Source organism: Halopseudomonas xiamenensis (genome assembly GCF_014219065.1).
GTDB classification, from domain to species: Bacteria; Pseudomonadota; Gammaproteobacteria; order Pseudomonadales; family Pseudomonadaceae; genus Halopseudomonas; species Halopseudomonas xiamenensis.
Genome location: NZ_JACLGO010000001.1, coordinates 1 through 13,693 on the forward strand (window position 1 = coordinate 1; position 13,693 = coordinate 13,693).

General features: G+C 64.4%; 16 protein-coding genes. 5 read left to right on the plus strand and 11 right to left on the minus strand.

Annotation, left to right across the window (positions count from 1 at the left end; all coding sequences use genetic code 11):
• Nucleotides 1-407: 407 nt before the first annotated feature.
• From H6X51_RS00005 to H6X51_RS00025, 5 genes are all read right to left on the minus strand, one after another.
• Entirely contained in the window at nucleotides 408-1,109 is a 702-nt protein-coding gene (locus H6X51_RS00005; RefSeq protein WP_185265471.1) for an ABC transporter ATP-binding protein, read from the minus strand.
• Nucleotides 1,109-1,882 (minus strand): high-affinity branched-chain amino acid ABC transporter ATP-binding protein LivG, encoded by a 774-nt coding sequence (livG, locus tag H6X51_RS00010; RefSeq protein WP_185265472.1) that lies wholly within the window; start codon nucleotides 1,880-1,882, stop codon nucleotides 1,109-1,111. The genes H6X51_RS00005 and livG overlap by 1 nt, the downstream gene beginning before the upstream one ends.
• Entirely contained in the window at nucleotides 1,879-3,135 is a 1,257-nt protein-coding gene (locus H6X51_RS00015) for a high-affinity branched-chain amino acid ABC transporter permease LivM (protein ID WP_185265473.1), read from the minus strand. Before H6X51_RS00015 ends, livG begins: the two co-directional genes overlap by 4 nt.
• Nucleotides 3,132-4,058 (minus strand): high-affinity branched-chain amino acid ABC transporter permease LivH, encoded by a 927-nt coding sequence (gene livH / locus H6X51_RS00020; protein ID WP_185265474.1) that lies wholly within the window; start codon nucleotides 4,056-4,058, stop codon nucleotides 3,132-3,134. Before livH ends, H6X51_RS00015 begins: the two co-directional genes overlap by 4 nt.
• Nucleotides 4,059-4,137: 79 nt before the next feature.
• Nucleotides 4,138-5,265 carry a branched-chain amino acid ABC transporter substrate-binding protein gene (locus H6X51_RS00025; protein WP_185265475.1) on the minus strand — a complete coding sequence of 376 codons (1,128 nt, stop codon included), beginning with the start codon at nucleotides 5,263-5,265 and terminating at the stop codon, nucleotides 4,138-4,140.
• Between the two features lie 155 nt (nucleotides 5,266-5,420).
• Here H6X51_RS00025 and H6X51_RS00030 point away from each other — a divergent pair, with 155 nt between their 5' ends.
• Nucleotides 5,421-5,720, plus strand: a complete 300-nt coding sequence (locus H6X51_RS00030; RefSeq protein WP_185265476.1) for a DUF2288 domain-containing protein — start codon at nucleotides 5,421-5,423, stop codon at nucleotides 5,718-5,720.
• Nucleotides 5,721-5,735: 15 nt separating this feature from the next.
• Here the strand turns inward: H6X51_RS00030 and phnE are convergent, their stop codons facing one another.
• The 5 genes from phnE to H6X51_RS00055 form a co-directional block, all read right to left on the minus strand.
• Nucleotides 5,736-6,500, minus strand: a complete 765-nt coding sequence (gene phnE, locus H6X51_RS00035; protein WP_185265477.1) for a phosphonate ABC transporter, permease protein PhnE — start codon at nucleotides 6,498-6,500, stop codon at nucleotides 5,736-5,738.
• A complete protein-coding gene (locus H6X51_RS00040) occupies nucleotides 6,497-7,333 on the minus strand; it encodes a PhnE/PtxC family ABC transporter permease (protein WP_185265478.1) in 837 nt (278 codons plus the stop codon). Before H6X51_RS00040 ends, phnE begins: the two co-directional genes overlap by 4 nt.
• Nucleotides 7,324-8,139, minus strand: a complete 816-nt coding sequence (locus H6X51_RS00045; RefSeq protein WP_185265479.1) for a phosphonate ABC transporter ATP-binding protein — start codon at nucleotides 8,137-8,139, stop codon at nucleotides 7,324-7,326. Before H6X51_RS00045 ends, H6X51_RS00040 begins: the two co-directional genes overlap by 10 nt.
• A complete protein-coding gene (locus tag H6X51_RS00050) occupies nucleotides 8,136-8,999 on the minus strand; it encodes a putative selenate ABC transporter substrate-binding protein (RefSeq protein ID WP_185265708.1) in 864 nt (287 codons plus the stop codon). The genes H6X51_RS00045 and H6X51_RS00050 overlap by 4 nt, the downstream gene beginning before the upstream one ends.
• Before the next feature lie 352 nt (nucleotides 9,000-9,351).
• Nucleotides 9,352-9,783, minus strand: coding sequence for a PA0061/PA0062 family lipoprotein (locus H6X51_RS00055; RefSeq protein WP_185265480.1), 432 nt, complete (start codon nucleotides 9,781-9,783; stop codon nucleotides 9,352-9,354).
• A gap of 231 nt (nucleotides 9,784-10,014) precedes the next feature.
• On the opposite strand from H6X51_RS00055, the gene H6X51_RS00060 reads away from it, so the two are divergent.
• Nucleotides 10,015-10,863, plus strand: a complete 849-nt coding sequence (locus H6X51_RS00060) for an SDR family NAD(P)-dependent oxidoreductase (RefSeq protein ID WP_185265481.1) — start codon at nucleotides 10,015-10,017, stop codon at nucleotides 10,861-10,863.
• 154 nt (nucleotides 10,864-11,017) lie between these two features.
• Nucleotides 11,018-11,296, plus strand: coding sequence for a hypothetical protein (locus H6X51_RS00065; RefSeq protein WP_185265482.1), 279 nt, complete (start codon nucleotides 11,018-11,020; stop codon nucleotides 11,294-11,296).
• Between the two features lie 6 nt (nucleotides 11,297-11,302).
• On the opposite strand, the gene H6X51_RS00070 is transcribed toward H6X51_RS00065, so the two are convergent.
• Nucleotides 11,303-12,160, minus strand: coding sequence for an alpha/beta fold hydrolase (locus H6X51_RS00070; protein WP_185265483.1), 858 nt, complete (start codon nucleotides 12,158-12,160; stop codon nucleotides 11,303-11,305).
• A gap of 231 nt (nucleotides 12,161-12,391) precedes the next feature.
• Between H6X51_RS00070 and H6X51_RS00075 the strand changes: the two genes are divergently transcribed.
• Both H6X51_RS00075 and H6X51_RS00080 read left to right on the plus strand, forming a co-directional pair.
• Nucleotides 12,392-12,805 carry an HPF/RaiA family ribosome-associated protein gene (locus H6X51_RS00075; RefSeq protein WP_185265484.1) on the plus strand — a complete coding sequence of 138 codons (414 nt, stop codon included), beginning with the start codon at nucleotides 12,392-12,394 and terminating at the stop codon, nucleotides 12,803-12,805.
• Between the two features lie 118 nt (nucleotides 12,806-12,923).
• On the plus strand, nucleotides 12,924-13,628 hold the full coding sequence (locus tag H6X51_RS00080) for an SDR family oxidoreductase (RefSeq protein ID WP_185265485.1): 705 nt from the start codon (nucleotides 12,924-12,926) through the stop codon (nucleotides 13,626-13,628).
• Nucleotides 13,629-13,693 lie beyond the last annotated feature (65 nt).

A 13,693-nucleotide genomic window follows, 5' to 3' on the forward strand; every position in this document is an offset into this window, starting at 1 on the left:
TGGTCTCCTCCCATCTCCTTTCGTTATCAATAGATGTTTAGCATCTATCCTCTGGCGCATCGCGACGCCGTAGAGGGAGAGGGAGGAGACCATCTTATCGAGCGCCTGCTCGACGACGTTGCTGTTGGAGCGGGTGGGAGTCCGCCGGCGTAGCGCAGGCGCGCTACACCCCGATGGTGCTGTATCCGGTATTGCTCCCGGCTCAGTCTCGCTCCGGGTTGTCGAACGCCTGCTCGACGACGTTGCTGTTGGAGCTGGTGGGAGTCCGCCGGCGTAGCGCAGGGGCGCTACACCCCGATGGTGCTGCATCCGGTATTGCTCCTGGCTCAGCCTAGCTCCGGGTTGTCGAGCGCCTGCTCGACGACTGCTTCAGCATCGCTGAAGCCAGGGGGCGCCCGAAGCATCGGTCACGCCCCCAGATAAGCCTCGCGCACCTGCGGGTTGGCCAGCAGCTCCTCGCCGCTGCCCTGCATGAGAATATGCCCGTGCTCCATCACATAACCCCGGTCAGCCAGTTTCAGCGCCTGGTTGGCGTTCTGCTCGACCAGGAAGATGGTCACCCCCTGGCGGCGCAGTTCCTCGATGATCTCGAATATCTGCTGGATGATGATCGGCGCCAGGCCCAGCGAGGGCTCGTCGAGCAACAGCAGCTTGGGTTTGCTCATCAGTGCTCGGCCGATGGCGAGCATCTGCTGTTCGCCGCCGGACATGGTGCCGGCGCGCTGCTGGTAGCGTTCCTTCAGTCGTGGAAACAGCTCCAGGGTGGTCTGCAGCTGCGGCTGGATCTGCTGGCGATCGAGGAAGAACGCGCCCATCGCCAGGTTCTCCTCCACCGTCAGCCGGGAGAACACCCGGCGCCCCTCGGGCACGATGGCGATATCCCGGCGCATGATGTCGCAGGTAGCCATGCCGGCCAGTTCCTCGCCATGGTAGCGAATGCTGCCGCTGGTCGGGCCGGGGTCGCCGCACAGGGTCATCAGCAGGGTGGTCTTGCCGGCGCCGTTGGCACCGATCAGGGTGACGATCTCGCCCTGCTGCACCTCAAGGCTGACATTGTGCAGTGCCTGGATCTTGCCATAGAAGGTATTGACCTCGGTGAACGACAGCATCAGGTTTCCCCCAGGTAGGCCTTGATCACATCCGGGTTGCGGCATACCTCCTCGGGGGAGCCCGCCGCCAGCGGACAGCCCTGGTTGATCACCACCACGTGGTCGGAAATACCCATCACCAGTTTCATGTCGTGTTCGATCAGCAGGATGGTCAGTCCATGCTCGCCGCGCAATTCGGCGATCAGCTCCTGCAGGTCGGCGGTTTCCCGCGGGTTGAGCCCGGCGGCGGGTTCGTCGAGCATCAGCAGGGTCGGCCGGGTGACCATGCAGCGGGCGATCTCCAGGCGGCGCTGCTGACCGTAGGCCAGGGTGCCGGCGGTGCGGTTGGCGAACTCCAGCAGGCCGGTGCGCTCCAGCCACTGCGCGGCGCGCTCCAGCGCTTCCTTCTCGCTGCGGCGAAAGCCCGGGGTCTTCAGCAGCCCGGCCAGCATGTTGGTATTCATGTGGTGATGCTGGGCCACCAGCAGGTTCTCCACCACGCTCATCTGCTTGAACAGCCGCACGTGCTGGAAGGTGCGCACCATGCCCTTGCGCGCCAGCTTGAAGCCCGGCACGCCGCTGACCTCCTCTCCGCGAAAGCGGATGCTGCCGGCGCTGGGCTTGTAGAAACCGGTCAGGCAGTTGAATACCGTGGTCTTGCCGGCACCGTTGGGGCCGATCAACGAGACGATCTGATGCTCGTGCACCTGCAGCGCCACGTCATTGACCGCCAGCAGGCCGCCGAAGCGCATGCACAGGCCGGAGACATCCAGCAGGGGCGTGGCGGCGCTCATGTGCGTAGCTCCATGTGCGGGCGCTTCATCGGCAGCAGGCCCTGCGGGCGCCAGATCATCATCAGCACCATGAGCAGGCCGAACAGCAGCATGCGGTACTCATCGAACTGGCGCGCCACCTCGGGCAGCAGGGTCATGATGATGGCCGCCAGGATCACCCCCAGCTGCGAACCCATGCCACCGAGCACGACGATCGCCAGGATGATCGCCGATTCGATGAAGGTGAAGGACTCAGGGCTGATGAAACCCTGGCGCGCGGCGAAGAAGCAGCCGGCGAACCCGGCGAAGGTCGCGCCTATGGTGAAGGCATTGAGCTTGACCGCGGTGGGGTTGATGCCCAGCGAGCGGCAGGCCACCTCGTCCTCGCGCAGTGCCTCCCAGGCGCGGCCGACCGGCATGCGCAGCAGGCGGTTGATGACGAACAGGGTCAGCAGGACCAGCAGCAGGGCGAGGAAATACAGGAACATCACCCGGTGTACCGAGTTGAAGGTGATGCCGAAGAACTCGTGGAAGGTCTGCGCGCCCTCGCTGGCGCGGCGGCTGAACTCCAGGCCGAACAGCTCCGGCTTGGGAATGTTACCGATACCGTTGGGGCCATTGGTCAGACTGGTGAAGTTGTTCAGCAGGATGCGGATGATCTCGCCGAAGCCCAGGGTGACGATGGCCAGGTAATCGCCGCGCAGGCGCAGCACCGGAAAACCCAGCAGAAAGCCGAACAGCGCGGCCATGGCCCCGGCGGCGACCAACCCGGTCCAGAAGCCGATGCCGAAATACATCGCCAGCAAGGCGTAGGTGTAGGCGCCCACGGCGTAGAAGCCGACATAGCCCAGGTCCAGCAATCCGGCCAGACCGACGACGATATTCAGGCCCAGGCCGAGCATCACGTAGATCAGCACCAGTGTGGCCAAGTCGATGTTGCTGCGGTTGGTCAGGAATGGCCAGATCAGCGCGGCGGCGATCAGGAAACACCAGAACAGCCGGTGCGCCGCCGGTCGCGCAGCCAGAATGCTGAACGCCGCCGGGGTGCGGGGCAGGGCGGGCACCTTGAGCCACAGCGCGGTCAACTGATCGCGGAACAGGTTGAACAGGAAGATGAACAGCGCAGCGCCGGCGATCTTCACCGCGACATCGGCGCCGGCACCCACCAGTACCAGGCTGGTGCCCTGCTGGCTCAGGCGTATGCCCATCAGCAGACCACTGAGAATCACCACCACCACGGCGGAAATCAGGGCGGGCTTGAGGTTGCGCATCATACCTTTTCCACCTCCGGGCGGCCGAGAATGCCGCTGGGGCGGAACAGCAGCACCAGGATCAGCACACTGAAGGCCACCACGTCCTTGTACTCGGCACTGAAGTAGCCGGAGGTCATGGCCTCGGCCACGCCCAGCAGCAGGCCGCCGAGTACCGCGCCGGGAATGCTGCCGATACCGCCGAGCACCGCGGCGGTGAAGGCTTTCAGACCGGCCATGAAGCCGATATAGGGATTGATCACCCCGTAGTACATGCCCAGCAATACCCCGGCCACCGCTGCCAGCGCGGCGCCGATGACGAAGGTCAGGGCGATGATGGCGTTGGTGTTGATGCCCAGCAGGTTGGTCATCTTCAGGTCTTCGGCGCAGGCGCGACAAGCGCGACCCATGCGCGAGCGGGTAATGAACAGGGTCAGCAGGGTCATGCTGATCAGCGTCACCACGAAGATGATGATCTGCATGTAGGACAGCGTGGCATGGAAGCCGGTGGCAGGGCCGATATCCAGCCCGCCGCGCACCAGATTGGGCATGGCGATATCCCGCGAGCCCTGCGCCAGGCGCACCAGGTTCTGCAGGAAGATCGACATGCCGATCGCGGAAATCAGTGGGATCAGCCGGTTGCCGCCACGCAGCGGTCGATAGGCGACCCGCTCGATGCTGTAGCCATAGGCACTGGTGACGACCATGCTGACCAGCAGCGCGCCGATGATCAGCAGCGGTAGCGACTCGATACCCATCAGCGCCAGGGCGGCCAGTACGATGAAGGCGATGTAGCTGCCGATCATGTACACCTCGCCATGGGCGAAGTTGATCATGCCGATGATGCCGTAGACCATGGTGTAGCCGATGGCGATCAGGGCGTAGGTGCTGCCGACGGTAAGGCCGTTGAGCAGCTGTTGCAACAGGTAGTAGAACCAGTCAGGCATGGCGCATCCTTGACAGCAGAGTCGGTGATGAACCGCTTTGCTCCCGGCCTGCTGGGGGCCGGGAGCGGGGCGGGTGTGCTCACTCGGTCAGGGCTGTCTTGCTGCCGTCGGCATGCCACTCATAGACCACGAAGTTGAAGTCTTTCAGGTCACCCTTCTCGTCGAATGCCAGCTTGCCGGTGGGGGTATCGAAGGTATTGCTGCGCAGCGCCTCGGCCACCTTGGTCGGGTCATCGCTGCCGGCCAGGCGGATGCCATCGGCGATCACCTGCACTGCGGCGTAGGAGGGGAACACGAAGGGTCCGCGTGGGTCCTGCTTGCGCTCCTTGAAGGCCTCCACCAGGTGGGCGTTGGCCGGATCTTCATCGAAGGCCTTGGGCAGGGTCACCAGCATGCCTTCGGCAGCCTCACCGGCAATCGCGCTGATGTCGCTGTTGCCGACACCTTCCGGGCCCATGAAGGGGATATTGAGTCCCTGCTCGCGGGCCTGGCGCAGGATCAGCCCCAGCTCCGGGTGATAGCCGCCGAAATACGCGAAATCCACCCCGGACTGGCGCAGGCGGGCAATCAGCGAGGAGAAGTTCTTGTCGCCGGCGGTAATGCCGTCAAAGATCGGCACCTCGATACCGGCCTCGGTCAGCTCCTTGCGTACCGCGGTGGCGATACCTTCACCGTACTGCTGCTTGTCATGGATCACCGCGACCTTGTTCGGCTTGACCTGCTCGACGATGTACTTGCCGGCAGTCGGACCCTGCAGGCTGTCCAGGCCGATGGTGCGGAATACCAGCTCATAGCCGCGGTTGGTGATATCCGGGCTGGTGGCGGCGGGGGTGACCATGAGGATGCCTTCATCCTCGTAGATATCGGTGGCCGGCTGGGTGGAACTGGAGCAAAGGTGGCCGACCACGAAGCTGATGCCCTCATTGACGATGCGGTTGGCCACGGCGACCGCCTGCTTCGGGTCGCAGGCATCGTCGAACACCACGCCTTGGAGTTGGGCGCCGTTGACGCCGCCGGCCTTGTTGATCATCTCGATGGCCATGTTGGCGCCGGTGAACTGCATGTCGCCGTACTGCGCCACTGGACCTGTGACCGGGCCGGCCAGGGCTATTTTGATATTGTCGGCGGCCAGCGTCAGGCTGCTGGCCCCGGCCAGGGTGGTGATCGCCAGGAACTGGGAAAGAGCTTTGCGATGTATCTTTTTCATACCCTTTGCTCACTCATGTTATTGGAGTTGTGTAATGAACTGTAGCGGAGCCGGTGCCATACGGCCACCTCTGCCTTGGTCGCATGGAGATATTGCATGTCAGCCAGCGATGGTTACCATGCGCTTGATCAAATCTCACTGAAGGAACACAAAGCATGTCCGCCCCAAGCGAAACCTACGCCGCCATTCTCGGTGCCACCGCCAGGATCGAGTGGCAAGACCTGGAACCGCATTTTGCCCGCGGCGAGTTGCTGGTGGTGGACCGCGCGCTGGATCTGGTCAGCGTGGCCCAGGCGCTGATCGATGATGACAGCGCCGCGGTCAAGGGCTGGATGCAGCAGGGCCGACTGGCCAATGCCAGCGACACCCAGGCCGCCGACTGGCACCAGCGCAACCCGGACAATCTGTGGGCGGTAGTGATCCGGCCCTGGGTGCTGGTGCAGGAGCGCGACTGAGCGGGCTACCCGATATCAGCCCAACCGATTCCGCAACCAGGCGCTCAGCGCATCGACCAGCAATACCAGCACCAGCATCGCCAGGATCACGCTGGCGGCGCGCGATTGCTGGAACAGGCTGAGGGTGAAATACAGCATCTGCCCCAGCCCGCCGGCGCCGACAAAGCCCAGCACCGCGGCCATGCGGATATTGTTTTCCCAGCGGTACAGCGTATAGCTCAGCCACTGGGTCAATACCCCCGGCAGGGTGCCGTAGCAAAAGGCGGCCAGTGGCCCGGCACCGGCCTGGCGCAGCGCCCGGGCCGGCTCGGCCGGGGCGTTCTCCAGTGCCTCGGCGAACAGTCGGCCAAGCACGCCGGCAGTATGCAGTGCCAGCGCCAGGGTGCCGGCGAAGGGGCCGAGCCCGGCGGCCAGCACCATCAGCGCGGCCCATACCAGTTCCGGCACCGAGCGCAGGGCGTTGAGCAGCAGGCGTGACAGCGCCTTGGCCAACTGACCGAGACGCCCGGCGGCCAGCAGGCTGAGACCGGCCCCGGCCAGGGCCGCGAGCAATGTGCCGATGGCCGAGATCGCCAGGGTTTCCAGCGCGCCCTTGAATATCTGCCGCAGCCAGGCGGGCGAGGTATCCGGTGGGAAGAACGAGCCGGCATAATCGCCCATCTGTCGCAGGCTGTCGTGGCGCAACAGGCCGATCAGGTCCAGCTGCAGCCAACTGAACGACCATACCAGTGCGGCGCCGATCAGCGTCAGCCACAGCAGCGCCTCGATATGCCGCTTCATGCCAACCGCCGGCGCAACAGGCTGCTGAGCTGGTCGGCCGCCAGCACCAGCAGCAGGAAAGTCAGCAGTATGGTCACCACCTCGCCACCGGCGAACATGCGGATCGACAGGTCGATCATCTGTCCCAGCCCGCCGGCACCGACAAAACCCATGATCACCGAGGCACGCACCGCGCATTCCCAGCGGTACAGGGTATAGGAGGTCAGCTCCTGCGCCGCCGTTGGCAGGATGCCGTAGCAGAACGCCGCCAGTCGCGAGCTGCCGGCCTGCAGCAGCGCACGGGCCGGGCGCTGGTCGACCGACTCGTAGATTTCCGCATAGACCTTGCCGAGCATGCCGCTGTAGGTAATGGCAATGGCCAGCACCCCGGCGGTCGGCCCCAACCCCACGGCGCGTACGAACAGCAGCGCCCAGACGATCTCCGGAATGCTGCGCAGCAGGATCAGCAGCAGGCGCGCCGGGTAGCGCAGCAGGCTGGCCTGCCGGGCAGGGCGGCCGGTCAGTAGCGCCGAGACCGATAGCGCCCGGCTGGACAACAGGCTCAGCGGCACTGCCAGCAGCAGCGCCAAGGCCAGGCCGGCGGTGGCCATGGCCAGGGTTTCCAGGGTGGCCCTGCCCAGCAGCCGGAGAAAGCCGGGCGACAGCTCCGGCGGCCAGAAACCGCCGAGAAAACGGGCGAACACATCCAGATTACGCGGATCGGCCAGGGTCGCGGGACGGAATTCGGTCAGAACCAGCCCCGGCCACAACAGCAGCACGGCAAGGAGGGTCAACAACAGACGGGGCAGGGCGGCCGGGTCGCGCGGGTCGGCAGCGGTACGGGTCAGGTGCATCGACGCGGCATCCGCTCGGCTGGTAGTGGCTCGGTCGCGGGCAGCGGCGCAGCATGTTCAGCCAGGCTGTCATTGGAATACAGCTGCGCGAGATGCCGCTGGCCGACCTCGGCCGCCGGCAGGTCGAACAGCACCTGGCCATCGCGCAGGCCGATCACCCTGGGAAAGTGGCGCAGCGCCAGGTCCACCGCGTGCAGACTGGCGACCAGCGTCAGCCCGCGCTGCCCGGCCACCCGACTCAGTAGCCCCAGGGTATGCTCGGCCAGCACTGGGTCCATGGCTGACACCGGCTCATCGGCCAGCAGCAGGTCGGCCTGCTGGTACAGCACCCGGGCGATGCCGACCCGCTGCAACTGGCCGCCGGACAACTGGTCGCAGCGGGCGAACAGCTTGTCTTCCAGGTCCAGCGGCTCCAGCGCGGCGCGGGCACCGGCGGCATCCAGCGGGTAGCACAGCGAGACCAGCGCCCGCAGCAGCGACCACTGGCCGAGGCGACCGGCCAGCACGGCGGTGACCACCCGCTGGCGCGGTGGCAACGGCGGGCTCTGGTGAATCAGGCCGATACGCGCCCGCAAGCGACGCAGGGCGCCGCGGCCGAGCGAGGCGGGTTGCTCATCGAGTATCCGCAACTGCCCGGCGCTAGGCATCAGACCAGTGCCCAGTAAGCGCAACAGGCTGGTCTTGCCGGCCCCGGACGGCCCGATAATGGCCACCCGCTCGCCGCGGGTGATAGTCAGGTCGATCTGCTGCAGGGCTTGATAACCATTGGCGTGGGTCAGGCCCACGCCATCAAGCCGTATGCTCACTGCAACAGGCCGGCGGAGCGGGCTGCCTGTTCGATACCCTGGTAGTTCTCGGGGCTGGTCTCGACGAAGCGCGAGGCACGCTGCAGATCGAGAATCGCCTTGTGCTCGGGGTTTTCCGGGTCCAGCTTGAGGAAGGCCGCCTTGATGTCCTGCACCAGTTGCGCATCCAGATTGCCGCGCACCGTCCAGTTGTAATCGAAGTAGGTAGGTGTGGTGCTGTAGACCCGTACCTTGGCGGTATCGACCTTGTTCTCCTCGACCAGCTTGTCCCAGACCGAGGTGTTCAGCACACCGGCATCCACCCGGCCAGCCTCGACCCAGGCCACGGTCGCATCATGCGCGCCGGAGAAGCCGACCCGGCTGAAGAAACTGTCCGGCTCGATACCGTCCTGCAGCAGGAAGTAGCGCGGCATCAGGTGGCCGGAGGTGGATGACACCGAGCCGAAGGCGAAGCTCTTGCCCTTGAGGTCCTGATGACTGGTGATCTGCGGATCGGCGGTGATGAAGGTGCTGGTGAACACCTCATCCTGCTCGCGCTGCACCAGCGGGATGGCATCGCCGGTACGCAACCGGGCCTGCACGAAGGTGAACCCGCCCAGCCAGGCCAGATCCAGATGCCCGGCGCCCAGCGCCTCGACCACACCGGCATAATCGGCCACCGGCTGGAACTTCACCTGCATGCCCAGCTCCTGTTCCAGGTATTTGCCCAGCGGCTCGAACTTGCGCAGCAGCTCGGTGGGCGCCTCATCGGGAATGGCCGAGACGCGCAGCACCTTGGTATCGGCGGCATGAACAGGGGCAAAGCTGCTGGCAACAGCCAGGCAGACACCAGCCAGCACGGCCAGCGGACGCTTGAGGATCGACATGTGGTTCTCCGGTTCAATAGCGGAAGACTCCCGGCCGGAGGTCGAAGCCGGACGGGGCAGGGCGTCAGTTTACTGGAAGCGCGGAAGGGCGGGAACCGGCAGGTATCAGGACGGGACTGTCAGCTATCCCTGTCACCCCTCGCTGCTCCCACCCTTCCTTCGCTGCTTTCCGTCATTCTCCGTTGCTTTCCTTACGTCCTTCGCTGCTTTCCGTCATCCTTCGCGAAGGCGAAGGATCCACCGGCCCCTCCGGATCAGCCTGCAACCCTGGATCCTTCGCCTTCGCGAAGGATGACGAGGTGTAGCTTGGTCTCGGCGCGTTGCGAACAGGATGACGAGGTGTAGCCTAAACCCCCGGCCCGCAACGCAGCACCTGCGCTCGCGCCAACTGTTCACCGGCAGCATTCTCCAGCCGCGCATGGGCCCGCCAGCCCAGGCGCCAGGCGCTGATCCGGTAATGCTCGCCGGCGGTGAAGTCTGCGTCCAGGGCCAGGATGCAGCGTCGCCAGTGCGACCCCGACAACCGTTCGCCCATCCCCGAGCTGGCGCCCGGCACCTCGAAGCGGTAGCGCATCTGCAACCGGTGCGGCCCCGGCGTCAGGTCGGGAAAGCGCAGTTTATGCAGCAGTTCGCCATCCAGCCGGTATGCCTGCAGACTGCCACGCGTGGAGCTTTCCAGGTTGACCCTGGCCAGCCCCTGGTCCAGTGGCAGCGGCGCCGGCTGGGCGCAGGCAGCCAGCATGGGAAAGAGGCTGAACAACAAGACCGATCTTGACATGATTGCTCCCAACGAGTGTCGCCAACCCACAGCCTAGGCCAGAAAGCCCTAGATCAGCCAACCCCACCGCTTGTTCCATCTGCCATAAATATCGCTACTGCCCCCCGATCAACCATGCACATAGCGCTGGCGGGCATCAGGCGCGCGCGGCATGCTCCGGCAGTCGGCATCAACAGCGCTGCGCGGGACAATAACAGATGATGGCCAGCGCCATAACAGGAGAACTCAGGCATGCAAGAATTCAACAACAAGGTTGCGGTCATCACCGGCGGCGGCAGCGGGCTGGGTCGTGAACTGGCGCTGTGCTGCGCGGCGCGTGGCATGAAACTGGTACTCGGCGATGTGGACGAGGCCGGCATGCAGGAAACCCTGCGTCTGGTCGAAGCAGCGCACCCGGGCACCGAAGCGGCCACCATGCGCCTGGATGTATCCCGGCTGGAGCAGGTGCAGGAGCTGGCTGAACTGTGCAAGAGCCGCTTCGGCGGTGCGCATCTGATCTTCAACAACGCCGGTGTCAGCGTCAACGGCCCGATCTGGCAGAACACCGTGCACGACTGGGACTGGGTGCTGGGCGTCAACCTGTACGGTGTGGTCTGGGGCATCAAGGCCTTCACGCCGATGCTGATCGAGCAGAACGAAGGCCACATCATCAACACCGCCTCCGCCGCCGGCTGGCTCAATGGCCCGAGCAGCGGTATCTACAACGTCAGCAAGACCTCGGTGGTGGCGATTTCCGAAACCCTGGCGCTGGATCTGCGTGATGCCCAGGCCAATGTTGGTGTGACCGTGCTGTGCCCGGCGTTCTTCCCCACCGGCATCCACCAGTCCGACCGCAACCGCCCGGCAGACAAGGGCGATACCGTGGAAAAGAGCGAGGTGTCGCTCAAGCGTGCCGCCGCGCTCAAGTATGCCGTCGAACACGGCCGCATCCCGGCCAACGAGATCGCCGAGATGACCCTCAAGGCCGTTGAGAAGGACCAGTTCTATGTCTTCCCGCACCGCAAGATCAAGCAACTGATCAAGCTGCGCGCTGAGGCAGCGGACCGGGAAGAGGGGGTATTCGATTCGATGAATCCCTGAGCCAGACCGCCTTCACCCTGCGCCCTCCTTTTTGCAAAGGGCGCAGGGTGAAGGCCCTGTTTCTTCATGTTGCGTAGAAGAATGAAAAAACACTGCACTTTGGCGTAGTGGCACGGGTCAAAATCCGGGAGGCCCCTCAACCTGGAGAACCCTTATGCGCCTGACTTACCTTTGTATCCCGTTGTTTGCCCTGCTGCTGGCTGGCTGTGGTGATGACGAGCCCAACCGCCCAGTCGATACCACGGTCCCCGATGCACCCGCAGACGAAGCCTTCGGTACTCCGGTCGATCCTGCGGATGATGTCCTGCCGCCGAACAATGGCAACATGCCGCCGCCGACTACCCCTCAACCCGATGATGGCCTGGGCACCGAGTACGGCACCCAGCCCGGCTCGACCCCACCGGCCGGTGACGGAGCGGGCAATACACCCTGACCGCCGTCAGCTTGCCCGTCTAAGCCCGGCCACCTGGTCCGCGGCCAGCAGGAAGCGCTCGATCGCCTGGCGAACATCCTCCCAGGCGGTCTGGTGTTCCATTTCCAGGAAATGCCCGGTATTGCGGATGGTCACATACTCCGAGCGCCTGGCCAGATCAGCGAAATACAGCGCGTCGGTGGGCGTGGTGTACTCGTCCAGTTCGCCATTGAGAAACAGCAGCGGTACATCCACATTGCCTACGCATTGCATGTAGCGGTCGGTATCCAGGCTCAGTACCTGGCGAATGTGGTGGAGCATCTGCGCGTATTCATGGACTTCCAGCGTCGACACATGGCGGAAGTTGCAACGCTTGAACAGCGGCGGCAGATGCTTGCCGATGGTGTCGTTGACCAGTGTGGCTATGCTGTGCCGGTCGCAGGCGGCCATGTACTCCTGGCCGCGCTTGAGATAATCCATCATCGACGCATTCAACACCGGTGAGAACGAGCTGATCACTGCGCGCCTGATCCGCGCTGGCCGCTGCGCCAATGCCAGCAGCGTCGATACTCCACCCCAGGAGAAGGACATCACCTGGTCGGCGCGAAAATGCTCGATAAGGTCCAGCAGGATCAGCGCCTCGTCCTCCTTGCCGAGCATCGCCTGGGAGCGGTTGTGCACCCGCGACGCACCGGAGTAGGGCTGGTCGAACAACACCACGTTGAACAGCGGACAGAGAAAACGCAGCGCCTGGGCGAATGCGGCACTGGTCGCCAGTGAACCATTGACCAGGATGATGGTGCTGTCGCTGTGCGGGTGGGGATAGAAGCGCGTCTGCACCCTCAGGTCGCCGTGCACGCGCACCACCGCCTTTTCTGCATACATGTCACATACCTCGGGAAAGCCGAATATCACTGGCGGCCAGTTAACCGGGTGCAGGTTACAGGGGAGTGTCAGCAGATGACCGTTCGGCGGAACGGGCCAACCAGCGTCGGGACATGCCTTGAGATACATGCATCCGCTGATCTTTACCCAAAGGCGGCCAAATGGCGTAGGCTGGTCATACCGCCAAGAGATTCACGCGGGTTTCCGAATCAATATGAAGAGGGAAGGCTTATGCAAATTCAGGTTCACAGCGACAACCGCATCGACGGCAGCGCCCGCCTGGCAGACTGGGTCACCGCCAGCGTCTCCAACAAGGTCGGACGCTTCGACGGGGAGTTGACCCGGATAACCGTGCATATCAGCGACGAGAATGGCGAAAAGGCCGGCGCCCAGGACAAGCGCTGCCAGATCGAGGCGCGCCCCAGAGGTCAGGCACCGATCTCGGTCAGCCACAAGGCCGACTCGGTCAACCTCGCCGTCGACGGTGCCATCGAGAAACTGCACGCAGCCCTCACCAGCCTGTTCGGCAAGCTGCGCAGCAAGCGCGCCACACCGCAGATGGCCCCGGCAACCACCGACCCGGACCGCCAGGACGAACTGCTGGAAGAAGACCTGGATACCGAGGAGCAGGTACGCGGCATCTGACCGCCTGACACCAGGCCAGGGGCAGCGCGCCCTGGCCTGAATCCATTCCCCGCCTGGATTGAGCGTCTCAACCCAAATCATTTCCTGATCACACTTTGCCAAGTCTGGAGAACGACAGATGGCCAATATCGTTATCACCGGCGCCAACCGCGGCATCGGCCTTGCCCTGGTCAAGAGCTACCTGGTCAGCGGCGATCGCGTTTATGCGCTATGCCGCAACCCCGGTCAGGCGGAGCAACTCGCCAGGCTGGTCGACAACTCGGCCGGCCAACTGACCCTGCATCCCGTCGACATGGCCGACGGCGCATCCATCGACGCGGTGGGGCAGGCGCTGGGCGATACCCCGGTCGATGTACTGCTGAACGTCGCCGGCATCATCGGCGGCAGAACCGACAGCCTGGCGAACACCAGCTTCAGCGAAGACGACTTCAATGACTGGCGCAACGCCTTCGAAGTCATGACCATAGGCCCGTTCCGCCTGACCCAGGCGCTGCTACCCAACCTGCTGGCCGCCCAGGGCAAGGTAATGACCGTCAGCACCCAGATCGCCGCCTCCACCTGGAACCATGGCGGCATGTATGCCTACGGCGCGACCAAGGCGGCGGTGAACCGGCTGATGCTGAGCCTGGCAATCGACCTCAAGTCCCAGGGCATCAGCGTCGCCATGGTCCACCCCGGCTACGTCCAGACCGACATGGGCGGCCCCAACGCAGAGATCACCCCGCAGGAGAGCGCCGCCGGCATCAAGGCCGTGGTCGACGAGCTCACCCTGGAGACCAGCGGCAGCTTCTTCAAATGGAATGGGGAGTTGCATCCCTGGTGAGGGGGCTCAGGTTGTAACTGCGGGAAGACCTGTCGGGGTGTAGCGCGCCTGCGCTACGCCTGCAG

Coding starts and splice junctions, on each gene's coding strand:
- livH (WP_185265474.1), bottom strand. CDS start 4,058: ATGCCTGACTGGTTCTACTACCTGTTGCAACAGCTGCTCAACGGCCTT.
- H6X51_RS00030 (WP_185265476.1), top strand. CDS start 5,421: ATGTCCGCCCCAAGCGAAACCTACGCCGCCATTCTCGGTGCCACCGCC.
- livG (WP_185265472.1), bottom strand. CDS start 1,882: ATGAGCGCCGCCACGCCCCTGCTGGATGTCTCCGGCCTGTGCATGCGC.
- H6X51_RS00060 (WP_185265481.1), top strand. CDS start 10,015: ATGCAAGAATTCAACAACAAGGTTGCGGTCATCACCGGCGGCGGCAGC.
- H6X51_RS00025 (WP_185265475.1), bottom strand. CDS start 5,265: ATGAAAAAGATACATCGCAAAGCTCTTTCCCAGTTCCTGGCGATCACC.
- H6X51_RS00065 (WP_185265482.1), top strand. CDS start 11,018: ATGCGCCTGACTTACCTTTGTATCCCGTTGTTTGCCCTGCTGCTGGCT.
- H6X51_RS00005 (WP_185265471.1), bottom strand. CDS start 1,109: ATGCTGTCGTTCACCGAGGTCAATACCTTCTATGGCAAGATCCAGGCA.
- H6X51_RS00075 (WP_185265484.1), top strand. CDS start 12,392: ATGCAAATTCAGGTTCACAGCGACAACCGCATCGACGGCAGCGCCCGC.
- H6X51_RS00055 (WP_185265480.1), bottom strand. CDS start 9,783: ATGTCAAGATCGGTCTTGTTGTTCAGCCTCTTTCCCATGCTGGCTGCC.
- phnE (WP_185265477.1), bottom strand. CDS start 6,500: ATGAAGCGGCATATCGAGGCGCTGCTGTGGCTGACGCTGATCGGCGCC.
- H6X51_RS00040 (WP_185265478.1), bottom strand. CDS start 7,333: ATGCACCTGACCCGTACCGCTGCCGACCCGCGCGACCCGGCCGCCCTG.
- H6X51_RS00015 (WP_185265473.1), bottom strand. CDS start 3,135: ATGATGCGCAACCTCAAGCCCGCCCTGATTTCCGCCGTGGTGGTGGTG.
- H6X51_RS00080 (WP_185265485.1), top strand. CDS start 12,924: ATGGCCAATATCGTTATCACCGGCGCCAACCGCGGCATCGGCCTTGCC.
- H6X51_RS00070 (WP_185265483.1), bottom strand. CDS start 12,160: ATGTATGCAGAAAAGGCGGTGGTGCGCGTGCACGGCGACCTGAGGGTG.